Source organism: Nonomuraea rubra (genome assembly GCF_014207985.1).
Taxonomy (GTDB): domain Bacteria; phylum Actinomycetota; class Actinomycetes; order Streptosporangiales; family Streptosporangiaceae; genus Nonomuraea; species Nonomuraea rubra.
This window is the reverse complement of record NZ_JACHMI010000001.1, coordinates 12,733,460-12,752,507: the sequence shown is the minus strand read 5'-3', so window position 1 is coordinate 12,752,507 and position 19,048 is coordinate 12,733,460. Positions and strand designations below refer to the sequence as shown.

Annotated in this window: 17 protein-coding genes; 6 read left to right on the top strand and 11 right to left on the bottom strand. The window is 70.3% G+C overall.

What is annotated here, in order from left to right:
• Positions 1-47: 47 nt before the first annotated feature.
• From folE to dacB, 6 genes are all read right to left on the bottom strand, one after another.
• A complete protein-coding gene (gene folE, locus HD593_RS59280) occupies positions 48-626 on the bottom strand; it encodes a GTP cyclohydrolase I FolE (protein ID WP_185111548.1) in 579 nt (192 codons plus the stop codon).
• Entirely contained in the window at positions 623-2,617 is a 1,995-nt protein-coding gene (ftsH, locus tag HD593_RS59275; protein ID WP_185111547.1) for an ATP-dependent zinc metalloprotease FtsH, read from the bottom strand. Before ftsH ends, folE begins: the two co-directional genes overlap by 4 nt.
• Positions 2,618-2,854: 237 nt before the next feature.
• On the bottom strand, positions 2,855-3,406 hold the full coding sequence (hpt, locus tag HD593_RS59270; RefSeq protein WP_312904423.1) for a hypoxanthine phosphoribosyltransferase: 552 nt from the start codon (positions 3,404-3,406) through the stop codon (positions 2,855-2,857).
• A 10-nt stretch (positions 3,407-3,416) separates the two neighbouring features.
• Positions 3,417-4,418: a tRNA lysidine(34) synthetase TilS gene (gene tilS, locus HD593_RS59265; RefSeq protein ID WP_185111546.1), complete on the bottom strand. Its 1,002-nt coding sequence runs from the start codon at positions 4,416-4,418 to the stop codon at positions 3,417-3,419.
• Positions 4,419-4,647: 229 nt separating this feature from the next.
• Positions 4,648-5,724, bottom strand: a complete 1,077-nt coding sequence (locus HD593_RS59260; protein WP_185111545.1) for a zinc-dependent metalloprotease — start codon at positions 5,722-5,724, stop codon at positions 4,648-4,650.
• Positions 5,725-5,793: 69 nt separating this feature from the next.
• Positions 5,794-7,197 carry a D-alanyl-D-alanine carboxypeptidase/D-alanyl-D-alanine endopeptidase gene (dacB, locus tag HD593_RS59255; RefSeq protein WP_221525487.1) on the bottom strand — a complete coding sequence of 468 codons (1,404 nt, stop codon included), beginning with the start codon at positions 7,195-7,197 and terminating at the stop codon, positions 5,794-5,796.
• Positions 7,198-7,304: 107 nt separating this feature from the next.
• Between dacB and HD593_RS59250 the strand changes: the two genes are divergently transcribed.
• Positions 7,305-7,796, top strand: a complete 492-nt coding sequence (locus HD593_RS59250; protein ID WP_043615308.1) for an inorganic diphosphatase — start codon at positions 7,305-7,307, stop codon at positions 7,794-7,796.
• A 6-nt stretch (positions 7,797-7,802) separates the two neighbouring features.
• Here the strand turns inward: HD593_RS59250 and HD593_RS59245 are convergent, their stop codons facing one another.
• The 4 genes from HD593_RS59245 to HD593_RS59230 all read right to left on the bottom strand — a co-directional run bounded on the left by HD593_RS59245 (position 7,803) and on the right by HD593_RS59230 (position 13,008).
• Positions 7,803-8,903, bottom strand: a complete 1,101-nt coding sequence (locus tag HD593_RS59245) for a C40 family peptidase (protein ID WP_185111543.1) — start codon at positions 8,901-8,903, stop codon at positions 7,803-7,805.
• A 73-nt stretch (positions 8,904-8,976) separates the two neighbouring features.
• Positions 8,977-10,395 (bottom strand): RNA polymerase sigma factor, encoded by a 1,419-nt coding sequence (locus HD593_RS59240; protein ID WP_185111542.1) that lies wholly within the window; start codon positions 10,393-10,395, stop codon positions 8,977-8,979.
• Between the two features lie 134 nt (positions 10,396-10,529).
• Positions 10,530-11,330, bottom strand: coding sequence for a hypothetical protein (locus tag HD593_RS59235; RefSeq protein WP_221526830.1), 801 nt, complete (start codon positions 11,328-11,330; stop codon positions 10,530-10,532).
• A gap of 67 nt (positions 11,331-11,397) precedes the next feature.
• Positions 11,398-13,008 (bottom strand): ABC-F family ATP-binding cassette domain-containing protein, encoded by a 1,611-nt coding sequence (locus tag HD593_RS59230; RefSeq protein ID WP_185111540.1) that lies wholly within the window; start codon positions 13,006-13,008, stop codon positions 11,398-11,400.
• 122 nt (positions 13,009-13,130) lie between these two features.
• On the opposite strand from HD593_RS59230, the gene HD593_RS59225 reads away from it, so the two are divergent.
• From HD593_RS59225 to HD593_RS59205, 5 genes are all read left to right on the top strand, one after another.
• Positions 13,131-14,300 carry a DUF4185 domain-containing protein gene (locus tag HD593_RS59225; protein WP_185111539.1) on the top strand — a complete coding sequence of 390 codons (1,170 nt, stop codon included), beginning with the start codon at positions 13,131-13,133 and terminating at the stop codon, positions 14,298-14,300.
• Entirely contained in the window at positions 14,297-15,304 is a 1,008-nt protein-coding gene (locus HD593_RS59220) for a DUF4432 family protein (RefSeq protein WP_185111538.1), read from the top strand. Before HD593_RS59225 ends, HD593_RS59220 begins: the two co-directional genes overlap by 4 nt.
• Positions 15,301-16,071 carry an SDR family NAD(P)-dependent oxidoreductase gene (locus HD593_RS59215; RefSeq protein ID WP_185111537.1) on the top strand — a complete coding sequence of 257 codons (771 nt, stop codon included), beginning with the start codon at positions 15,301-15,303 and terminating at the stop codon, positions 16,069-16,071. The genes HD593_RS59220 and HD593_RS59215 overlap by 4 nt, the downstream gene beginning before the upstream one ends.
• Before the next feature lie 247 nt (positions 16,072-16,318).
• Entirely contained in the window at positions 16,319-16,738 is a 420-nt protein-coding gene (locus HD593_RS59210) for a peptidase inhibitor family I36 protein (protein ID WP_185111536.1), read from the top strand.
• Positions 16,739-16,818: 80 nt separating this feature from the next.
• Positions 16,819-17,646: a hypothetical protein gene (locus tag HD593_RS59205; protein ID WP_185111535.1), complete on the top strand. Its 828-nt coding sequence runs from the start codon at positions 16,819-16,821 to the stop codon at positions 17,644-17,646.
• Here the strand turns inward: HD593_RS59205 and HD593_RS59200 are convergent.
• Complete coding sequence (locus tag HD593_RS59200; RefSeq protein WP_185111534.1) at positions 17,605-19,041, bottom strand: S10 family peptidase; 1,437 nt, start codon at positions 19,039-19,041, stop codon at positions 17,605-17,607. The two genes, HD593_RS59205 and HD593_RS59200, sit on opposite strands and share 42 nt — an antisense overlap.
• Between the last annotated feature and the right edge of the window lie 7 nt (positions 19,042-19,048).

Below are 19,048 nucleotides of genomic sequence, written 5' to 3'. Positions count from 1 at the left end.
CACACCTGCTGACATCGTGGGTACCCCGTTCGGTCATCGGCCGCCGTTCAGCGGCCGAGGATCAGCGCCATGGCCTCGGATCGGGTCTTGTCGCTGGTGCGGAAGTCGCCGCGAACGGCCGAGGTGACGGTCTTGGCGCCCGGCTTGCGCACGCCGCGCATCGTCATGCACAGGTGCTCGCACTCCACCACCACGATGACCCCGCGCGGCTCCAGCACCCGCATGAGCGCGTCGGCGATCTGCGAGGTCATGCGCTCCTGCACCTGGGGGCGGCGGGCGAACACGTCCACCAGGCGCGCGAGCTTCGACAGGCCGGTGACCTGGCCCTTCTCGTTGGGGATGTACCCCACGTGGGCCAGGCCGTGGAACGGCACGAGGTGGTGCTCGCAGGTCGAGTAGACCTCGATGTCGCGTACCAGCACCATCTCGTCGTGGTCGACGTCGAACACCTTGTTCAGTACGTCTTCCGGCGCCTGGCCGAGCCCCGAATACTGCTCGGCCATGGCTCTGGCGACCCGGGCGGGCGTCTCGACCAGGCCGTCACGGTCGGGATCCTCGCCGATGGCGTAGAGGATCTCGCGAACGGCCTTCTCGATCCGCCCGAGGTCGACGTCGTGCTGCGTCACGCACTGTCCCCGGAAGGCAGGGCGTCCTGGCGGCCCGTGGTGAGCGAGCCGTTGGCCGACTGCTCCTTCGGGGTCAGGATCGGCGGGCGATCGGAGGGGAGCCGCTTGCCGTAACCCGCGTACGACGGGCGGTGCTCCTTGACGATCACCGGAGCGAAGATCTGCAGCACCTGCTCGCGGGAGAGGGTCTCCTTCTCCATGAGCTCCAGCACCAGGTTGTCGAGCACGTCGCGGTACTCGACCAGGATGTCCCACGCCTGGTCGTGCGCCGTCTCGATCATCCGGCGGACCTCCTCGTCGATCGTGGAGGCGATCTTCTCGGAGTAGTCGCGCTCGTGACCCATCTCGCGGCCCAGGAAGACCTCCGCCTGGCCGGTGCCGAACTTACGGGCGCCGAGCTGCTCGCTCATGCCGTACTCGGTCACCATGCGGCGGGCGACGGCCGTGGCCTTCTCGATGTCGTTGGAGGCGCCGGTGGTGGGCTCGTGGAAGACGAGCTCCTCCGCCGCGCGGCCGCCGAGCAGCATCGCGAGCTGGTCCATCATCTCGGACCTGGTGGCCAGGAACTTGTCCTCCATCGGCAGCGTCATCGTGTAACCGAGGGCGCGGCCGCGGGACAGAATCGTGATCTTGTGGACCGGGTCGGAGTTCGGCAGCGCGTGCGCCACCAGCGCGTGACCGCCCTCGTGGTAGGCGATCATCTTCTTTTCCTTGTCCGACATGACCCGCGTCTTGCGCTCGGGCCCTGCCATGACGCGGTCGATCGACTCCTCGAGGGTGTCCATCGTGATCAGCTTCTGGTCGGCCCGCGCGGTGAGCAGGGCGGCCTCGTTGATCACGTTGGCCAGGTCGGCGCCGGTGAACCCGGGGGTGCGGCGCGCGATGACGTCGAGGTCGACGTTGGGCGCGAACGGCTTGCCGCGGCCGTGCACCTTGAGGATGCCCTTGCGGCCCTCCAGGTCGGGGCGGTCGACGGTGACCTGCCGGTCGAAGCGGCCGGGACGCAGCAGCGCCGGGTCGAGGATGTCGGGCCGGTTCGTCGCGGCGATGAGGATCACGCCGCCCTTGACGTCGAAGCCGTCCATCTCGACGAGCAGCTGGTTCAGCGTCTGCTCGCGCTCGTCGTGACCGCCGCCCAGGCCGGCGCCGCGGTGGCGGCCGACGGCGTCGATCTCGTCGATGAAGATGATCGCCGGGGCGTTGGCCTTCGCCTGCTCGAACAGGTCGCGAACCCGCGAGGCACCGACACCGACGAACATCTCGACGAAGTCGGAACCGGAGATCGAGTAGAACGGCACGCCGGCCTCACCGGCGACCGCGCGGGCCAGCAGCGTCTTACCGGTGCCGGGCGGGCCGTACAGCAGCACGCCCTTGGGGATCTTGGCGCCGATCGCCTGGAACTTGGCCGGGGCCTGCAGGAACTCCTTGATCTCCTGGAGCTCCTCGATGGCCTCGTCGGCGCCGGCGACGTCGGCGAACGTGGTCTTGGGGGTGTCCTTGGTGATCAACTTGGCCTTCGACTTGCCGAAGTTCATCACCCGGGAGCCGCCGCCCTGCATCTGGTTCATCAGGAACAGGAAGATCAGCACGATGACGACGATCGGCAGGAAGCTCACCAGGAGGCTGAGCAGGATGTTCTCCTGGGGGACCTCGGTGGTGAAGCTCTTCGTCTTGCCGGCGTCGACCTGAGCCTGGAGCTCGTCGGTCAGCTTGCTGCCGTAACCGGTGACCCAGCTCGTCTGGATCAGCTTGGTCGGCGCGTCACCCGGCTTGACCGAGATCGGGTTGACCAGCGTCGCCTCGATCCGGTTGTCCTTGTCGATAACCTTGGCGTTGCTGACGTTTCCGGACCGAATCTGCTGAAGAACCAAGGACGTGTCGGCCGTCTTGTAATTCCCGCCCCCGCTCCAGAGCTGGGTGACGAGGAGGAGCAGCACGACGATGCCCAGGATCCACAGCAGTGGCCCACGTGTAAATCGCTTGAGATCCATCCGATGCGGAACCCCTTGCGGGCCCGTCCCTTCCTGACCATGGCCTGGAACCCCGGGCACGCCCGGGGCCGCGGCATCCGGCACCGCGACTTCTGACTACCCGAAGGGGACACGTGGTCACCCTCCCGGAGTCTGAAGGTACACCGGCGACGCGCACGGAGGGACCGCCCGCTACACCGGTCTTGCCCTATCAACGTACGTCACGTTGGGCGATGTTCCCGGCCATGACAGAGATTGCTACGTGTAAACGTGCGGGGCCAGAGTGCCGATGAACGGAAGGTTCCGGTATCGCTCGGCGTAGTCGAGGCCATAACCGATGACGAACTCGTTGGGAATGTCGAAGCCCACGTATTTGACGTCGATCGGCACCTTCACCGCGTCGGGTTTCCGCAGCGCGGTGCAGATCTCCAGCGACGCGGGATTGCGCGACTTCAGGTTTTCCAGCAGCCAGTGCAGGGTCAGGCCGGAGTCGATGATGTCCTCGACGATCAGCACGTGACGGTTCAAGATGTCGGTGTCGAGGTCTTTCAGCACGCGTACGACGCCGGAGGACTTGGTGCCCGCGCCGTACGACGACACCGCCATCCAATCCATCTGCACCGGCACATGCAACGCTCTGGCCAGGTCGGCCATCACCATGACGGCGCCCTTCAACACGCCCACGAGCAGGACGTCCTTGCCCGCGTAATCCTCGTCGATCCGGCCGGCAAGCTCTTTGATCTTGGCCTGGAGCTCATCCTCTGGAATGAGCACCTTTTCCAGGTCATTGCCCATGTCGGCAGCGTCCACCTGTGGTTCCTTACGCGATGGGACTGATGGCGAATATCAGGGTGCCATACCGCCGGACGGCCGACAGACCCCCGGGCAGGTCAACGGCTTTCTGCCCGCGCCAGTGCGTGATCAGCCGGTCCACGGCCAGTACATGGGTGGCCGACAAGGCGCCGGACGGGGATCCCGCCGCGATCGCCGCCCGCCGCAGCACCCGCCGCCGGACTGCGGCGGGCAGCTTTTCCAACTCGGCCACCGCCAGTTTCACCGACTCGCCGATATCGCTAAGAGCGCAATTCTGGTACGCCGACTCTGCCCATTCGTCGAGCGCGTCCGCGTCCTCCCGCGCCAGCGCCGCCGTCCGCGCCAGCGCCTCCGCCACCCCCGGGCCCAGCTCCTGCTCCAGGACCGGGAGGACGGTGCGGCGGACGCGTACCCGGGTGTACCTCGGGTCCTCGTTGTGCGGGTCGTCCCAGGGGGTGAGGTTCCCCGCCCGGCAGGCGGCCACGGTGGTCTGCCTGGACAGGGCGAGCAGGGGTCTGCGGTAGCGGCCCGCTCTGGCCGCCATGCCGGACAGGGAACGGGGGCCGCTGCCGCGCGCCAGGCCCAGGAGGACCGTCTCCGCCTGGTCGTCCCTGGTGTGGCCGAGCAGGACGGCCGCCGCCTGCAGCCTGTCGGCCGCCTCGGCCAGGGCGGCGTACCTCGCCTCCCTGGCCGCCGCCTCGGGGCCGCCCTCCGTGCCCACTGTGACGGTGAGGATCTCCGCTGGGGTCAGGCCCATGCGCTCTCCCAGGTCCTTCACCGTTGCGGCGCGGGCCTTGGAGCCGGGCTGGAGCTGGTGGTCCACGGTGAGGAGGCCGGCGCGCAGGTGCAGGCGGGGGGCCACGAAGGCCAGGGCGGCGGCCAGGGCCAGCGAGTCCGCTCCGCCGCTGCAGGCTGCCAGGACGAGGGCGTCCCTGTCGAGGTCGGCCAGGGCTTCACGGACTGCTCGGCGGACGTCGGCTATGGCTGGATGTGGGCCCACGGGTGCCATCGTCGCATCTGACGCGGCATGTGTGCTCCAGTGCGTCTGACGCGCCAGGTGGTATCCGGCACGTCAGGCTGGGCACCGCACCCCGGCGCCGAACTCCACCACACCACGTCCCGCCGACGCGGCGCTGCGAGGCGCGCACGCTACAGGGAGGGGGTCAACCCACCGGCCCGGGGCTGCGAGGCGCGCGGGCTGTGGGCGTGGTCAACCCGCCGGCTCGGGCGGGTGAGGGTTAGGCCGGGAGGGCTGGGGTGCCGATGACGCGGCTGATCCAGGCGGTCGGGTCGGCGATCTCCTGGGTGGTGGGGAGGGTTTCCGGGGAGGTCCAGACCTTGTTGAAGCCGTCCATCCCCACCCGGTCCACCACCGTACGCACGAAGGCCGAGCCCTCCGCGTACTGCTTCATCTTGACCTCGATCCCCAGCAGCCGCCGCACCGTGCGGTCGAGGCGGGAGCCGCCCTCGCGCCGCTGGGCGAACTTGGAACGGATCTCGGCCACCGACGGCACCACCGACGGGCCCACCGCGTCCATGACGTAGTCGCCGTGGCCCTCCACGAGGGTCATGACGGCGGTGAGGCGGTCGAGGATCTCTTTCTGGCCCGGCGACTGGATGGCGTCGATGAGGTTGCCCTCGCCGCCGCGCACCACGTCGGCCACCGTGTCGGCGGCGTTGCGGAGGCGTTCGAGGAGGGTGGGCAGGTCGAGGTCGGAGGCGAGCAGGAACTCGGTCATCTGCGAGCGCACGTACTCGCGCAGCCACGTCACCCCGGTGAACTGCACCCGGTGCGTCTCCTCGTGGAGGCAGACCCACAGGCGGAAGTCGTGGGGGTTGACGTTCATCTCGCGCTCGGCGTGGACGATGTTGGGCGCGACGAGCGTCAGCCGGCCGACCGGCTCCTGGCCGGTGGGGTCGGGCGGGAGGAAGAGCTCGTACTGGCCGAGCACGCGGGAGGCGAGGAAGGCCAGGACGGCGCCGACCTCGACGCCCGTGATGCGGGAGCCCACGGCGGTGACGATGGCCGGAGCCTGGTTGGCGCCGGCGCTCATCCGCTGCGTGAGCGGTTCGAGGACCACGCGGAAGCCCTGGACGTTGGCCTTGATCCAGCCGGGCCGGTCGACGATGGTGGCCGGCTGCGGCGCGGTCTCGGTGTGGATTTGGGTGAACTGCCGGACGTGGCCCTCGGCCTCGCGCGACAGGGTGCGGAGCTCGGTGACGGCCTGCCTGGCCTCCTCCCGGCTCACCTGTGGGCCGGGGCGCACCAGGCGCGTGCCGGTCGTGACGGCCAGATCCCAGTCGATCACCTGCATACCGTCCACCGTACGTGGTTCTCGCCGAGCGTGGGCGAAGGAGACCGTACGCGTTCGCGCCGCGCCGGGTCAGGAGCGGGCGACGATGGCGGCGAGCCGGTCGAGTACGGGTTCGGCGTTGACCGGCACGCGGTCGGCCATGAACGCGTACGTGACCAGCCGCCCGTCCTTCGTCGTGGCCAGCCCGGCCAGCGTGTTGACGTTGTTGAGCGTGCCGGTCTTGGCGCGTACGAGGCCGACCTGGCCCCTGCTGTCGCTGCCGACGAAGCGGCGGCCGTTGCCGAGCGTGCCGGAGAAGCCGGCGATCGGCATGCCGGAGGCGACGGCGTGCAGGCCGGGGTGGGCGGGCGAGCCGGACAGGGCGATGGCCTTGGCCAGGGCGTTGGGGCTGATGCGATTGCGGATGGACAGGCCGCTGCCGTCGTCGAGGGAGACGCCCTGGGCGATCCCGAGCCGCTGCATGACCGTGGCCACCGCCTTGGCGCCGCCCTTGAAGGAAGCCTCCTGTCCCTCCTTGATGGCGACGTGGCGCATCAGGGCCTCGGCCATGTCGTTGTCGCTGTGGGTGAGGGTGTGCTCGACGAGGGCGTAGAGGGGGGCGGAGTCGACCCGGCCCAGCTCCGCCGCGCCGGCGGGCGCCTTGGTCTGGCGTACGGACTTGGCGACCTTGATGCCCTGCTTGGTGAGGAGCCTGGCGAAGGCGTCGGCGGCGTACTGGGGCGGGTTCGGAACGCGGGGGCTGCGGAAGCGGGGGTCCTGGCGGCCGACGTCCATGGTCAGGGCGTAGACCGGGGCCACCTCGCCGTCGGGGATGTAGTTGGACTTCCAGCCGGGCGCCTTGGCGATGCCGGTGAACAGGGACGTGTCGTACGAAAGAGTGACCTTGCGTACGCCCTGGGACTTGAGCGTCGCGGCGGTGCGGGCGGCGAGCGTGGCGAGGCCGGCCTGCTTGGGGTAGCCGTCCTGCTTGGCTGTGGGGCCCGCGAGGAGGGGGTCGCCGCCGCCGACGAGGACGACGTTGCCGGGCGCGGAGCCCTGGACGGCCCGGGTGGAGAAGCGGGTGTCGGGACCCAGCGCGGCCAGGGCCGCGGAACAGGTGATGATCTTGGTGGTGGAGGCGGGGGTGACGGCGGTGTCGGGGTCGGCGGCGAAGAGCTGCTCCCCGGTGACGGTGTCGATGACCGAGACGCCGACGCGGTCGCCGAGCGCATCGTCACCCAGCGCGCTGGCCAACTGCTTCGTCAAAGTACCCTTAGTCGGGAGAGGTCCGTCTCCGGGCTTCACCGGGAGCTGGGCCAGCACAGGCCCCGCGGTGACGACGGGGACGGAGGGAGAAGTGCCTTCCGCCGGTGACGCCGTCGGCTTGGTCGGTGAAGACCCGCTCGTCAGCGCGCTCAGGCTGAACTCGGTGGTCATCGCGTAAACGCCGATGACGATCGTGAGGACCTGGAGCACGGCGAGGGTGGTCAGCATCACCAACCGGTCGCGCCGCGCCACGTCGCCTGCCCTCTCTCTGTGTTCGCCTACGAGACATTAACGCCCAGCCGGGGGTGCCCGGGGGCCTGAGCGGAGGAACCGCGGTGGAGTTCGACGTTGTCGTTGAGATTCCCAAGGGGCAACGGAACAAGTACGAAGTGGACCATGAGACCGGGAAGATCAGGCTTGACCGGCTCCTGTTCACCTCCACGCAGTATCCCGCCGACTACGGCTTCATCGAGAACACCCTCGGCGAGGACGGCGACCCGCTCGACGCGCTGGTGCTGCTCCAGGAGCCGACGTTCCCGGGCTGCTACATCACGTGCCGGGCGGTGGGGATGTTCCGGATGACGGACGAGAAGGGCGGTGACGACAAGGTGCTGTGCGTGCCGTCCACCGACCCCCGGATGCACCACATCCAGGACATCCATCACGTGTCGGAGTTCGACCGGCTGGAGATCCAGCACTTCTTCGAGGTCTACAAGGACCTCGAGCCCGGCAAGTCCGTCGAGGGCGCCAACTGGGTGGGGCGCATCGAGGCCGAGGCCGAGATCGAGCGCTCCTTCCGCCGCGCCAAGGAGGAGGGCCACCACTAGGCCTCCTCAGCGGGGCCTGGTGGCGCCCACCAGGTCCCCGCGCCAGATCGAGGCGACCCGCACCACGTCGCCGGTCTGCGGGGCGTGCACCATCTGGTCGCGCCCGACGTAGATCCCGACGTGGTGGATGGTCGACGGGTCGCCGTTGTGGGCGAAGAACAGCAGGTCGCCGCGGCGTAGCTGGTCGAGCGGCACGTGCGGGCCCGAGGTCCACTGGGTGCCCGTCCAGTGATCGAGCCGGACGCCCGCCTTCTCCCAGGCCCGCATCGACAGCCCTGAGCAGTCGTAGGTCTCGGGCCCGTCGGCAGCCCACACGTACGGCTTGCCGAGCTGGGTGAGCGCCCAGTTCGCCGCCACGTCGCCCATCGCCGACCCGCCCCCGATCAACCCCGACAACGCCGCCTGGCGCCGCCTGGCCAGCAGTTCGGCGCGGCCGCGGGCCGCGTCCACCGCGCGCTGCAGGCTCTCCTTGCGTGCCGTGAGCTGCCTGGTCTCGCGCCGCTGGCTCAGCACCGCCTCCTCGGCGGCCAGCTTGGCCTGCCGGGCGCGTTCCGCGGCCTCCTGCCTGGCCGTGTGGGCGGCGGCGGCCTGGGCACGCAGGATCGCGGCGACCTCCTGGGCGTCGCGCATCCGGCCCAGGACGGCCGCCCGCTCCTCGTTGAGGTGGCCGAGCACGCCCGCCCTGTGCAGGAACCCGTCCGAGCCGGCCCGGTCGGACAACATGCCGACGATCGGGTGCACCGTCCCGAGCCCGCCGTAGCTCTCCGCCGCCAGCAGCGCCACGGCCTGCCTGGCCCGCTCCACCTCGGCGTCGGCCGCCGCCAGCCGGATCCCGGCCTGCTGGTGGGCCTGCTCGGCCTGCCGCAGCCTGACGACCTCCCCGTTGTACGCCTCCACCAGCCGCTCCACCTCGGCCGCCAGCGCGTCCAGGCGTGACTGGGCGGTGGCCAGCTCGGCGGTCGTCCGGCTCAGCTCCTTGGAGCGCTCGCGTACGGTCTGCCGGGCCTTCTGGACATCACGGGAGGAAGGCCCCCGATCGGCCTCCACCGGCGGGCACAGGCTCACCAGCAGGCAGCCTGCGAGGAGCCCCGCCCGATATGCGCGCATAGGTCCCCCTGAAACCAATGGTTACTCTATGCACACAGTTCCCGCCTATTCGCACACGTAACGTAAAGGTCCCTCAGGAGGTGGTCTGCGAGGGCGTGCCCGGAGGCTCCTCCGTGGGCGTGGGGGTGGCGGGCTCCGTCGGCGTGGCGGTCGGGGTGGGGGTCTGGCTGGGGGTCGGCGTGGGAGTGGGGGTCTGGCTCGGGGTGGGGGTCGGGGTCGGGCAGGGGGTCCGGGTGCTCGGGTCGGACGGCTTCGGCTCCTCCGGGGGGCTGCCGGGTGGCGGCTCCGACGGCCGGCCTGGCTCCGTGGGGTCGGGCTCGTCGTACTCGTCGGGGGGCTCCGTGGGCGGCGGGCCGCTGGTCGGCGACGACTGCACGTGCGAGGGGACGGCGGGGGGCGGCGCCGCCGTCGAGGGGGACGGCGAGCCGAGCGGCTTCGTGGTGGCGTTGTCGACGATGGGGACCACGGTCAGCGGCTCATCCCGCGGGTTCGCCTGCCAGGGCAGCCGGATGCCGGGCGGCTCGCCCGTCGCCGGGAACGCGGCCGTCGCGATGCCTGTGACTCCACCGTTGTCCCTCCCGATCCGATCGAAGATCATCATTATCGCCACCACGGCCGCGACCGCCGCCAGCGCGCCTGCCAGCGCCTGAGGCCACCGCCGAACGTGCCGCTCCGCTGAAACGGGAAACCCGGCGGCTCCCAGCACACCCGTACGCCTGGCGACGTAACGGCGGTACGGCAGCAGCTCGGGGTCGGCGAAGCAGCTCATCACCCTGATGCGCAGCGAGTCCGGCAGCACGGCTCCGGGCAGCAGCTCGTAGACCTTGGCGGGCGACACCTCGCGGGTGCGGTGCGGGGCGCAGGTCTCGCACCGCGGCAGGTGCTTGACCAGGTGCTCGCGCATCTCCTGGGTCAGCTCGCCCGCGAAGCCCGCCAGGATGCGGGCCCGGCGCGGGCAGTCGTACGGCCCCTTCCTGGCCAGGACCTCGGCCGTGATCGCGTCGCTCAGGAGCTCGCCCGCCTCCTCCAGGAGCAGCTCGAGGCGGCGCGGCGGGAGGCCGACGACCTGGGTCAGCTCGTCGGCGGGCAGCCCGTGCCGGTGGACCAGCTCCAGCACCTCGCGCTCGGCCACGGGCAGGCTCTGGACGGCGTTCCAGGCCATGACGCGCAGGTCGGCGTCGGCCGGATCGTCCAGTGGCGGCGCCTCTGCCAGGCCCTCGGCGGCGCCCGGTGGCGCGGCGGCGCGGCGGCGCAGGCACTCGACCCTGGCCAGCGCGTACAGCCAGGCACGCAGCCGTCCGGGGTCGGCGAGCGCGCCCGCGTGCGCCTCGGCGGCGATCAGCGTGTCACGCAGCGCCACCTGGGCGCTCTCGGCGCTCAGCAGCAGGGACCAGCAGTAGCGGTAGACGCTCTCCGCGTGGGCGTCATAGAGCGCGGACAGTGCTCCTGGATCACGGGCGCGGAGTGCTTCGACCAGGACGCGGTCATTCATGTGACTGAAGGTAATGGATCGGTAACTAGTAGTTCTACCTGTTCACGCCGATGGCATGGCTTGTCTGGCGAAGCCGCCGAAATTCGTACGGATAATGCGGGCGGTCAGGGCCGATGGCCCGAAATTTGCGGAAATCACTGCTTATATTCCGAGACGATCTGGGTGCTGCGGTCCACCGCGAACGGCTCGCTCGTCGGCTTGACCGTGTGCACCGGAACGGCCCCGCCGAGCGCCAGCTCCTCGTACGGGCGGCCGGTGGACCCCCAGGTCCTGGCGGTGATCTCGGTGGCGCCGATGTCGGCGCCCTTCGGCAGGCCGCTCACCGTGAGGATGAAGCGCGGCGGGCTGCCCGCCTCCACCTCGTCCACGAACGTGCTGCCACCGCCGAGCAGTTTGCCCGCCTTGTCGCGCAGCAACGCGTTCACGACCAGAGTGCTCGCCGGGATTTGATAAGGATTGTCTATATATCCCGTAATAAGGTACGTGCCATCTTTCTGGCGCATTGTCTGGACACGTGAGGTCGGGAACCGCTGGAACGCCGACGCGATCCGCGCCGCCTGCCGCCACTGCGCCGGGCGGTACTGGATCGTCACCTTCGCCGGCTTCTGGGTGGCGTTCGCCTGGCCGGTGAAGGCCAGCGACCCGCCCGGCGGCACGGCGTCGAGCGGCTGGTCCATCCTGACCACCTCGGCGCCCCGGGCGTCGTGCCCGACGATCGTGGCCACCACGTGCTCGCCGAAGTGCCACGGGTTGGCGTTGCTGAGCACGCCCGCCCAGGTGACGGCGTACCCGTCGGCGGACTTGACGATGTTGGAGGCCTGCTCCTTGAGAGCGAGCGGCTTGAGCTGCTGGACTGGCTTCTCCTCGCTCGCACACGCGGACAAGGAGATCGCCCCCAGTGCGACAAGAAGGCTGACGGTACGGCTGCGCGGCATCACTTTGCCGTGATAACCCGAACATGGGCCCGGAAGGGGCGGGACACGCGCCAGCCGTACCGAACCTTTAACGCTGGCGCACCACCCGCGACTCGTCCCAGACCGGCTCGGGCGACTCGTAAACCGTGCCGTCGGAGCCGAACACCAGGTAGCGGTCGAAGTCGGAGGCGAACCACCGGTCGTGGGTGACCGCCAGCACCGTGCCGTCGAACGCCTCCAGGCCCGCCTGCAGCGCCTCCGCGCTGGCCAGGTCGAGGTTGTCGGTCGGCTCGTCGAGCAGCAGCAGCGTGGCCCCCGACAGCTCCAGCAGCAGGATCTGCAGGCGTGCCTGCTGCCCGCCCGACAGCGTGTCGAAGCGCTGCTCGGCGATCAGCCCGGCCAGCTCGTAGCGGGCCAGGATCTTCATGGCCTCGTTCTTGAGCCTGGCGTGCTCGGTCATGACGATCTCGACTGGGGTGCGGCCGAGCAGGTCGGGGCGGGCGTGGGTCTGGGCGAAGTGGCCGGGGACCACCCGGGCGCCCAGCCTGGCGCCGCCCTCGTGGGCGACCGGCTCGCCCGCCAGCAGCCGCAGGAAGTGGGACTTGCCCGAGCCGTTGGAGCCGAGGACCGCGACGCGCTCGCCGTACCAGACCTCCAGGTCGAACGGGCGCATCAGGCCGGTGAGCTCCAGCCCCTCGCAGATCACCGCGCGCTTGCCCGTGCGGCCGCCGCGCAGGCGCATCCTGATGTTTTGGTCGCTCGGCGCCACCTCGGGCGGGCCGGCCTCCTCGAACTTGCGCAGCCGCGTCTGGGCCGCGTGGTAGGCCGGGGCCATGCCGTCGTTGTAACGCGCCTTGTTCTTCAGCATGTTGACCAGGGCCTTGAGCTTGGCGTGCTCCTCGTCCCAGCGCCTGCGCAGCTCGTCGAGGCGCTCGTTGCGGGCCTTGCGGGCCTCGGCGTACGTGGCGAAGCCGCCGCCGTGGATCCAGATGTTGCCGGACTCGACGGTGATGATGCGGTCGGCGGCGTTGGCCAGGAGCTGGCGGTCGTGGCTGACCAGCAGCACGGTCTTGGGCGTCTCCTTGAGCTGCTGCTCCAGCCACTCCTTGCCGGGGACGTCGAGGTAGTTGTCGGGCTCGTCGAGCAGCAGGGTCTGGTCGGGGCCGCGCAGCAGCGCTTCCAGGACCAGGCGCTTCTGCTCGCCGCCCGACAGCGTCGACACGTCCCGATATTTCACCCTTTCGAAGGGCACGCCGAGGGCGGACACCGTACAGGTGTCCCAGAGCACCTCGATGTCGTAGCCGCCGGCGTCGGTGTAGTCGCTGATGGCCTGCGCGTAACGCATCTGCGTCTTCTCGTCGTCGCGCTCCATCATCGCCAGCTCGGCCGCGTCGAGCCGCTCCGCCGCCTGCCGTACGGCGGGCGGCGCCACGCCCAGCAGCAGGTCGCGTACGTTGCTGCCGTCGCGCACGCTGCCGATGAACTGCCGCATCACGCCCAGCCCGCCGGAGCTCGCCACACTGCCCTCGACCGGCTGGACGTCGCCGGCTATCAGTCGCATCAGCGTGGTCTTGCCCGCGCCGTTGGGCCCGACGAGCGCGGCCTTGACGCCTTCGCCGATCCTGAAGGACACGTCGTTGAGCAGGGGCCGCCCGTCGGGCAGCACGTACGTCAGATGTCCTACTTCAACGTGGCCCATCCCGGCAGGTTAACGGGCGACCCGCCACGCGGTCACCCGGATTTCCGCGCGTTCACGGGGGCCCTAGACAGTAAGTGATCTAATGACTAGAACTGTAGGGAACCCCTCCCCTAGGACGTGTGATGACGCGATTCCGCACCGCCCTGGCACCCCTCGCCATCGCCCTGGCCGGCTTCACGGCCGTGCCGCAACCCGTCTGGGCCGCGCCGCCCAGGCCGGTGCCCGCCGCGCAGGAGCAGCAGCAACAGGTCACAACGGCCGCTTCCGCGTGCGCGCCCACCGTGCGGGGCACCGCCACCAACGCGCGCCTGACCAGCCTGTTCACCAACTACGGCAACGACAACAGCCGCCTGGACGACTGGACGGGCGCCGACGGCACCTACTCGCTGAGGCTGCCCAGTGGCAAGGAGCTCTGGGTGTTCTCCGACACCTTCCTCGGCCAGGTCAACCCGGACGGGTCCCGCCCGCCGGTGGTCGAGGAGGGCGGGACGACCGTCTTCCTGAACAACTCCTTCGCCGTCGAGCGCAACGGGCGGCTGTCCACGATCCACGACGGCACCCCCGCGAAGCCGACGGCCGTGATGCCGCCCCGCGACAGCAAGCACTGGTTCTGGGCCGGTGACGCGACGCTGGCCGGCGGGGTGGTCGAGGTCACCTACCAGGAGTACGAGCGGTTCGGCACCGGGGCGTGGGACTGGCGCTGGCATCGCAACGTGGTGGCCAGGTTCGCGCCGGGACGCCTCGAACGGCCGATCAGCGTGCACGACCTGCCGAGCGGGCACGGCGTGGCCTGGGCCTCGGGCATCCTGAAGGACGGCGGCTACACCTACGTGTACGGGGTCGAGGATCTCGGCTCGCCCAAGTACATGCACGTCGCCAGGGTGCGCGGGCAGAGCCTGCTCGGCCGGTGGGAGTACCTCAAGGCCGACGGCACCTGGTCGGCGAACGAGGCCGACTCCGCGAGAATCATGAGCGGGGTGGCGAACGAGTACAGCGTCAGCCGGGTCGGCGACGGCTACGTGCTGATCACGCACGACACGACCGAGGTGCTGAGCCCGAACATCGTGGCCTACTCCGCCTGTTCACCCGCCGGCCCGTTCACCGGCAAGCAGCACGTCTACACCACGCCCGAGACGAGCGGGAACATCTTCACCTACAACGCCCACGCCCACCCCGAGATAGACGGCCCCGGGCTCGTGGTGTCGTACAACGTCAACAGCTTCGTCAACACCGACCACTACCGCGACGTCACCATCTACCGCCCCCGGTTCCTGGACGTGACGTTCGGATGAGACGCAACTGGGCGGCCCGGCTGCGGCACGGCACGATCGACGGGCTGCGGGCGGTCACGCTGGAGAACGAGCGGCTGCGGGTGACCGTGCTGCCCGGCAAGGGCGGGGACGTGGTGGAGCTGCTGCACAAGCCCACCGACACCGACTTCGTCTGGCTGGCGCCGCAGGGCCTGCGCGACCCGCGCGACCACCTCCAGGGCGCCGCGGACGACGTCGCCCAGTTCGTCGACCACTACGAGGGCGGCTGGCAGGAGATCTTCCCCAGCGGGGGCGCGCCGAGCGAGTACCGCGGCGCGCGGCTGGCGCAGCACGGCGAGGTGTCGGGGCTGCCGTGGGAGTGCGAGGTCGTGACCGACTCCCCCGACGAGGTCGCGGTACGGCTGAGCGTGCGGACGCGGCGGCTGCCGTACCGGCTGGAGAAGGTCTTCCGGCTGCGGTCGGGCACGGCGGCGCTGGAGGTCGAGGGCCGGGCCACGAACGAGTCGGGGCTGCGGCTGCACGCCATGTGGGGCCAGCACATCGTGTACGGCCCGCCGTTCCTGCGCCCCGGCGCCCGGATCAGGCTGCCGGACGGCGTCACCGTGATCCCGCACGAGAGCGCGATCAACCCGCCGGAGCGGAGGGTGCGCGCGGGCGGGCCGTGGCCCGTGGTGCCCGCCGACGGGGGCGGCGAGACGGATCTGAGTGTCGTGCCGGAGCCGGGAGCGCCGAGCGACATCGTCTACCTGACCGGCTTCGGCGACGAGGGTTGGTACGAAATTTCTGGGGATATCGGTATGCGGGTGGAATGGGATGCGACGGTGCTGCCGTACCTGTGGATGTGGCAGGAGCTCGGCGCGTCCACCGGCTACCCGTGGTGGGGACGGGCGTACACGGTCGGGCTGGAGCCGTTCGCCGGCATGCCGACCGACGGGCTGGCCGCCGCCGTGGCCAACGGCACGGCCCTCGTCCTGGACCCGTACGAGACGAAGGTGCTGAGGTTGCGCGCGGAGGTGCTGGCATGAACGAGTTCGACGGCAAGGTGGCGCTGGTCACGGGCGGGTCGACGGGCATCGGGCGCGCGGTGGTGGACCGGCTGGCCGCCGGCGGGGCGTCGGTGGTGTTCTGCGGCGTGGACAAGGAGGCCGAGCAGGACGGCGAGCGCGTCACGGGCCGCATCGCCGACGTGCGCAGGGCCGGCGAGCTGCGCGACCTGGTGGACCTGGCCGTCACCCGGTACGGCGGCCTCGACGTCGTGGTGACCTGCGCCGGGGTGCAGCGTTACGGCACCGTCGAGGACACCCCCGAGGACGTCTGGGACGAGGTGATGGACATCAACCTCAAGGGCGTCTACCTCACCTGCAAGGCCGCCGTCCCCAGGATGCGCGAGCGCGGCGGCGGCTCGATCGTGGTCGTCTCGTCGGTGCAGGCGTTCGCCTCGCAGGCGCGGGTGGCCGCCTACAGCACGAGCAAGGCGGCGCTCAACGGCCTGGTGCGGGCCATGGCGCTGGACCACGCGGCCGACGGCGTCAGGGTGAACGCGGTCTGCCCCGGCTCGGTGGACACGCCGATGCTGCGCTGGGCTGCGGACCTGTGGCGGGGCGAGCTGTCGCAGGACGAGCAGGTCGCGCAGTGGGGCCGCTCCCATCCGCTGGGCCGGGTGGGCAGGCCGGAGGAGGTGGCGGAGCTGGTGGCGTTCCTGGCGGGGCCGCGCTCGTCGTTCATCACCGGAGCCGAGCACCGCGTGGACGGCGGGCTGCTGGCGCAGAATCCCGCGGCACTTCCCGAATGACGATTTCCACATAGCCGCCCCTCGGCTGGGTCACGGGTTCCTCCACGCGCCCACCCGAGGTGGCAACAGTTGCGTCAATACGAGAAACACCCAGGTCACCGCACGATACGAGTGGGTCTGGCGGGCCGGGCACGCGACCCTCACCCGGGCGCGAAGCCTTTCGGGATCAGCGAGTCACAACGGCTCGTATTCGATTCCGCACGCTAAGTTACGAGGTCGAAATGACTCACCGATCGAGGAGAGACCTGTGAGGCTATTCAAGAAGGCCGCGGGCTTCGTCGCCGCGGCCGCACTGTTCGCCGCGGTCGCCCCCGCTGCCACCGCGGCGGCAAGCCCCCGCTCGACCTGCTACGGAGGTCGGGTCTGCCTGTACGCCGGGTTCGACTACAACCGCGGCCAGGTCGACCACTGGCGGGACTTCACCAAGGACGACTCCAACTTCGCCGACAACAACTGGCTGAACTGGGACTTCAGCAATTCCTGGCACAGCATGAACAACGAGACCAGCTCGATCAGGAACCGAGTCGGCTGCAGCTCCACCCTCTGGCAGCACCCCGGTTACACCGGCGCCCACAGCACGTTCACGCACAACTCGAACGACGGTTTCCTGGCGAACAACGCCATCGGCAACAACCGCGCCAGCGCGATCGACATCTGGTGCCACTGAGCATCAAGGGGAGTGCCGGTTTCCGGGCTTGGCCGCCGGAAACCGGCTGCCGCGGACTTGTCGCGAGCACGCTGCTGCTGATGACCGCCGCGGCCTGCGGGGCCGACCAGCCCGCGCCACCGGCGCCCGTACGGGGCGTCACCTCCGTCTCGGAGCTGGTGCTGCCGTTCGACGCCTACAAGACCACTCCCCAGCAGCGGGCCGTCCTGGGCAACGCCCACAACCGTCTCGTCGTGCGGTGCATGCGCAAGCAGGGCATCGCCATCTCCCCGCCCGCCGAGGACCCGTCCATGCTGGCCGCGGTGGACCCCGGCAACTCCCGCCGCTACGGCGTCACCGACCCCGAGGCTGCCAGACGCAGCGGCTACCACCTGGCCAGGCCGCCCTCTCCCGACACCACCGGCACCTGGGCGGGCAAGCTGCCCAAACGCACCCGCCACCGCCTGTACGGCACCGCCGCCGACCGCGGCTGCCTCGACCGCGCCACGCACAACCTGGACAGGGGGGTGCGCAAGGCGGACTGGCCGTGGCTGGCCCTCCAGGACTCGCTCACGCTGGAGCAGGCCGCCAAGCACCCGTCGGTCACCGCCGCGGTCAAGCGCTGGTCGGCGTGCATGAGCAGGGCGGGGCACACGTACCCGGCGCCCGAGGCGGCCATCGCCGACAGCCGCTGGGACCTCGACGAGCCCGCCGTGACCGAGGACGAGAAGCAGGTCGCGACCGCCGACACCGCGTGCAAGTGGTCGTCGGGCCTGGTCGCCGCCTGGTACGCGGCCGACACCGAGCTGCAGCGGGCCGTCATCCGCGACAACCCGGAACGGTTCACCGCCCTGCGCGTCAACCTCAAGCAGCGCCTGGAGCGGGCCTCACGCCTGCTCGCCGAGCACGAAGGCCGCAAGGTCCGCTGACTGCTGGAGCCTGCTGGGCTCGTGCACGTACATCATGTGGCCGGCCTCGTAGTACTTGAACTCCACGTTGCCGGCCAGCTCGGCGGGCACGGCCAGGTGGGCGAAGGTGTGCTCGGCCGCGAAGTACGGGGTGGCGCCGTCGTGGTAGCCGCAGGCCACGTGCACCCGCAGGTGGGGGTTGGCCCGCATGGCGGCGGCCAGGCGGTCGGCGACGTGCACGTGCGCGTTCTCGAACTCCTTGTACGACCAGGGCTGCACGCGCGAGGTGAGGATCTCGTACGGCAGGTCGTTGGCGTAGCCCAGCTCGGTGCGCAGGTAGTGGTTGAGCGCCGCGCTGTAGGGCCCCATGATGGCGTCCATGCTGGGGTCGGCGGTGAAGTGCTCGCGCCCCGCGTCGGGGTCCCAGCCGGTGAACCGGCCGTCGAGCCGGCCGACGGTCCGGCGGCGCGAGCGCAGCAGCTCGGTGAAGAAGCGGATGTGCTCGATCCGGAGGTTCACCCGGTCCACGTAGTCCTCGCTCAGCCCGGCCAGCGTGGCGATCTTGGCGACCGCGGCCGCGCGTTCCTGCTCGGTGAGGCGGTTGCCGCGGGCGAGCACCCACAGGTAGTCGCGGTCGGCGTACTCCTCGGCCTCGCGCAGCACCTCGGCGAGGGGGCGGTCGCCGTGCAGCCCGTGGTAGTGCGCGATGGCCGCGTACGTCGGCAGGTAGAGGGCGTAGGCCAGGTCGTGGCCCTCGTTGAACTCGCCGGTGGCGTAGTCGAGCACCGAGGAGATCAGCATCACCCCGTTGAGGTACATGCCGTAACGCGACTGCAGGTGGTCGGCGAGCCCGGCGGCCCTGACCGTCCCGTACGACTCGCCCGCCAGGAACTTCGGCGACATCCACCGCCCGTTCCTGGTCGTCCACAACCTGATCACCTCGCCGATGGACTCCAGGTCGCCGCTGAAGCCGTGGTACGGCTCCGCCTTCTCCCCCTCCGCCACCCGCGAGTAGCCGGTGGAGATCGGGTCGATGAAGACGAGGTCGCTCTCCCGCAGCAGGCTCTCCTCGTTGTCGGCCAGCCCGTACGGGGGAGGCAGCAGCGCTCCGGCGTCACCCATGACGACCCGGCGCGGCCCGAGCACCCCCAGGTGCAGCCACACGCTGGACGACCCGGGCCCGCCGTTGAACGCGAACGTGACCGGCCTGGTCAGCGGGTCGGCCCCGTCCAGCGTGTACGAGGTGACGAACACCTCGGCCTTCGGCCGCAATCCCTCGAACCTGCCGTCCGTGGTCACCTCTTCGCGCAGCACGACGGTGCCGGTCGTGGCGGTGTACGACTGGCCGGACGGCAGGGTGTGGGAGGTGGTGACCAGGTTGTCGGCGGGGGCGGCCGGCTTCGACTCTTCAGACATGTTGACC

Excerpts from the sequence above, each read along its gene's own strand:
- ftsH (WP_185111547.1), bottom strand. The coding sequence starts at position 2,617 with ATGGATCTCAAGCGATTTACACGTGGGCCACTGCTGTGGATCCTGGGC.
- HD593_RS59235 (WP_221526830.1), bottom strand. The coding sequence starts at position 11,330 with ATGCCGCGCAGCCGTACCGTCAGCCTTCTTGTCGCACTGGGGGCGATC.
- dacB (WP_221525487.1), bottom strand. The coding sequence starts at position 7,197 with ATGCTGACCACCCTCGCCGTGCTCCAGGTCCTCACGATCGTCATCGGC.
- HD593_RS59200 (WP_185111534.1), bottom strand. The coding sequence starts at position 19,041 with ATGTCTGAAGAGTCGAAGCCGGCCGCCCCCGCCGACAACCTGGTCACC.
- tilS (WP_185111546.1), bottom strand. The coding sequence starts at position 4,418 with ATGGCACCCGTGGGCCCACATCCAGCCATAGCCGACGTCCGCCGAGCA.
- HD593_RS59220 (WP_185111538.1), top strand. The coding sequence starts at position 14,297 with ATGAGACGCAACTGGGCGGCCCGGCTGCGGCACGGCACGATCGACGGG.
- HD593_RS59215 (WP_185111537.1), top strand. The coding sequence starts at position 15,301 with ATGAACGAGTTCGACGGCAAGGTGGCGCTGGTCACGGGCGGGTCGACG.
- HD593_RS59245 (WP_185111543.1), bottom strand. The coding sequence starts at position 8,903 with ATGCGCGCATATCGGGCGGGGCTCCTCGCAGGCTGCCTGCTGGTGAGC.
- HD593_RS59230 (WP_185111540.1), bottom strand. The coding sequence starts at position 13,008 with ATGGGCCACGTTGAAGTAGGACATCTGACGTACGTGCTGCCCGACGGG.
- HD593_RS59225 (WP_185111539.1), top strand. The coding sequence starts at position 13,131 with ATGACGCGATTCCGCACCGCCCTGGCACCCCTCGCCATCGCCCTGGCC.
- HD593_RS59205 (WP_185111535.1), top strand. The coding sequence starts at position 16,819 with ATGACCGCCGCGGCCTGCGGGGCCGACCAGCCCGCGCCACCGGCGCCC.
- HD593_RS59240 (WP_185111542.1), bottom strand. The coding sequence starts at position 10,395 with ATGAATGACCGCGTCCTGGTCGAAGCACTCCGCGCCCGTGATCCAGGA.
- HD593_RS59260 (WP_185111545.1), bottom strand. The coding sequence starts at position 5,724 with ATGCAGGTGATCGACTGGGATCTGGCCGTCACGACCGGCACGCGCCTG.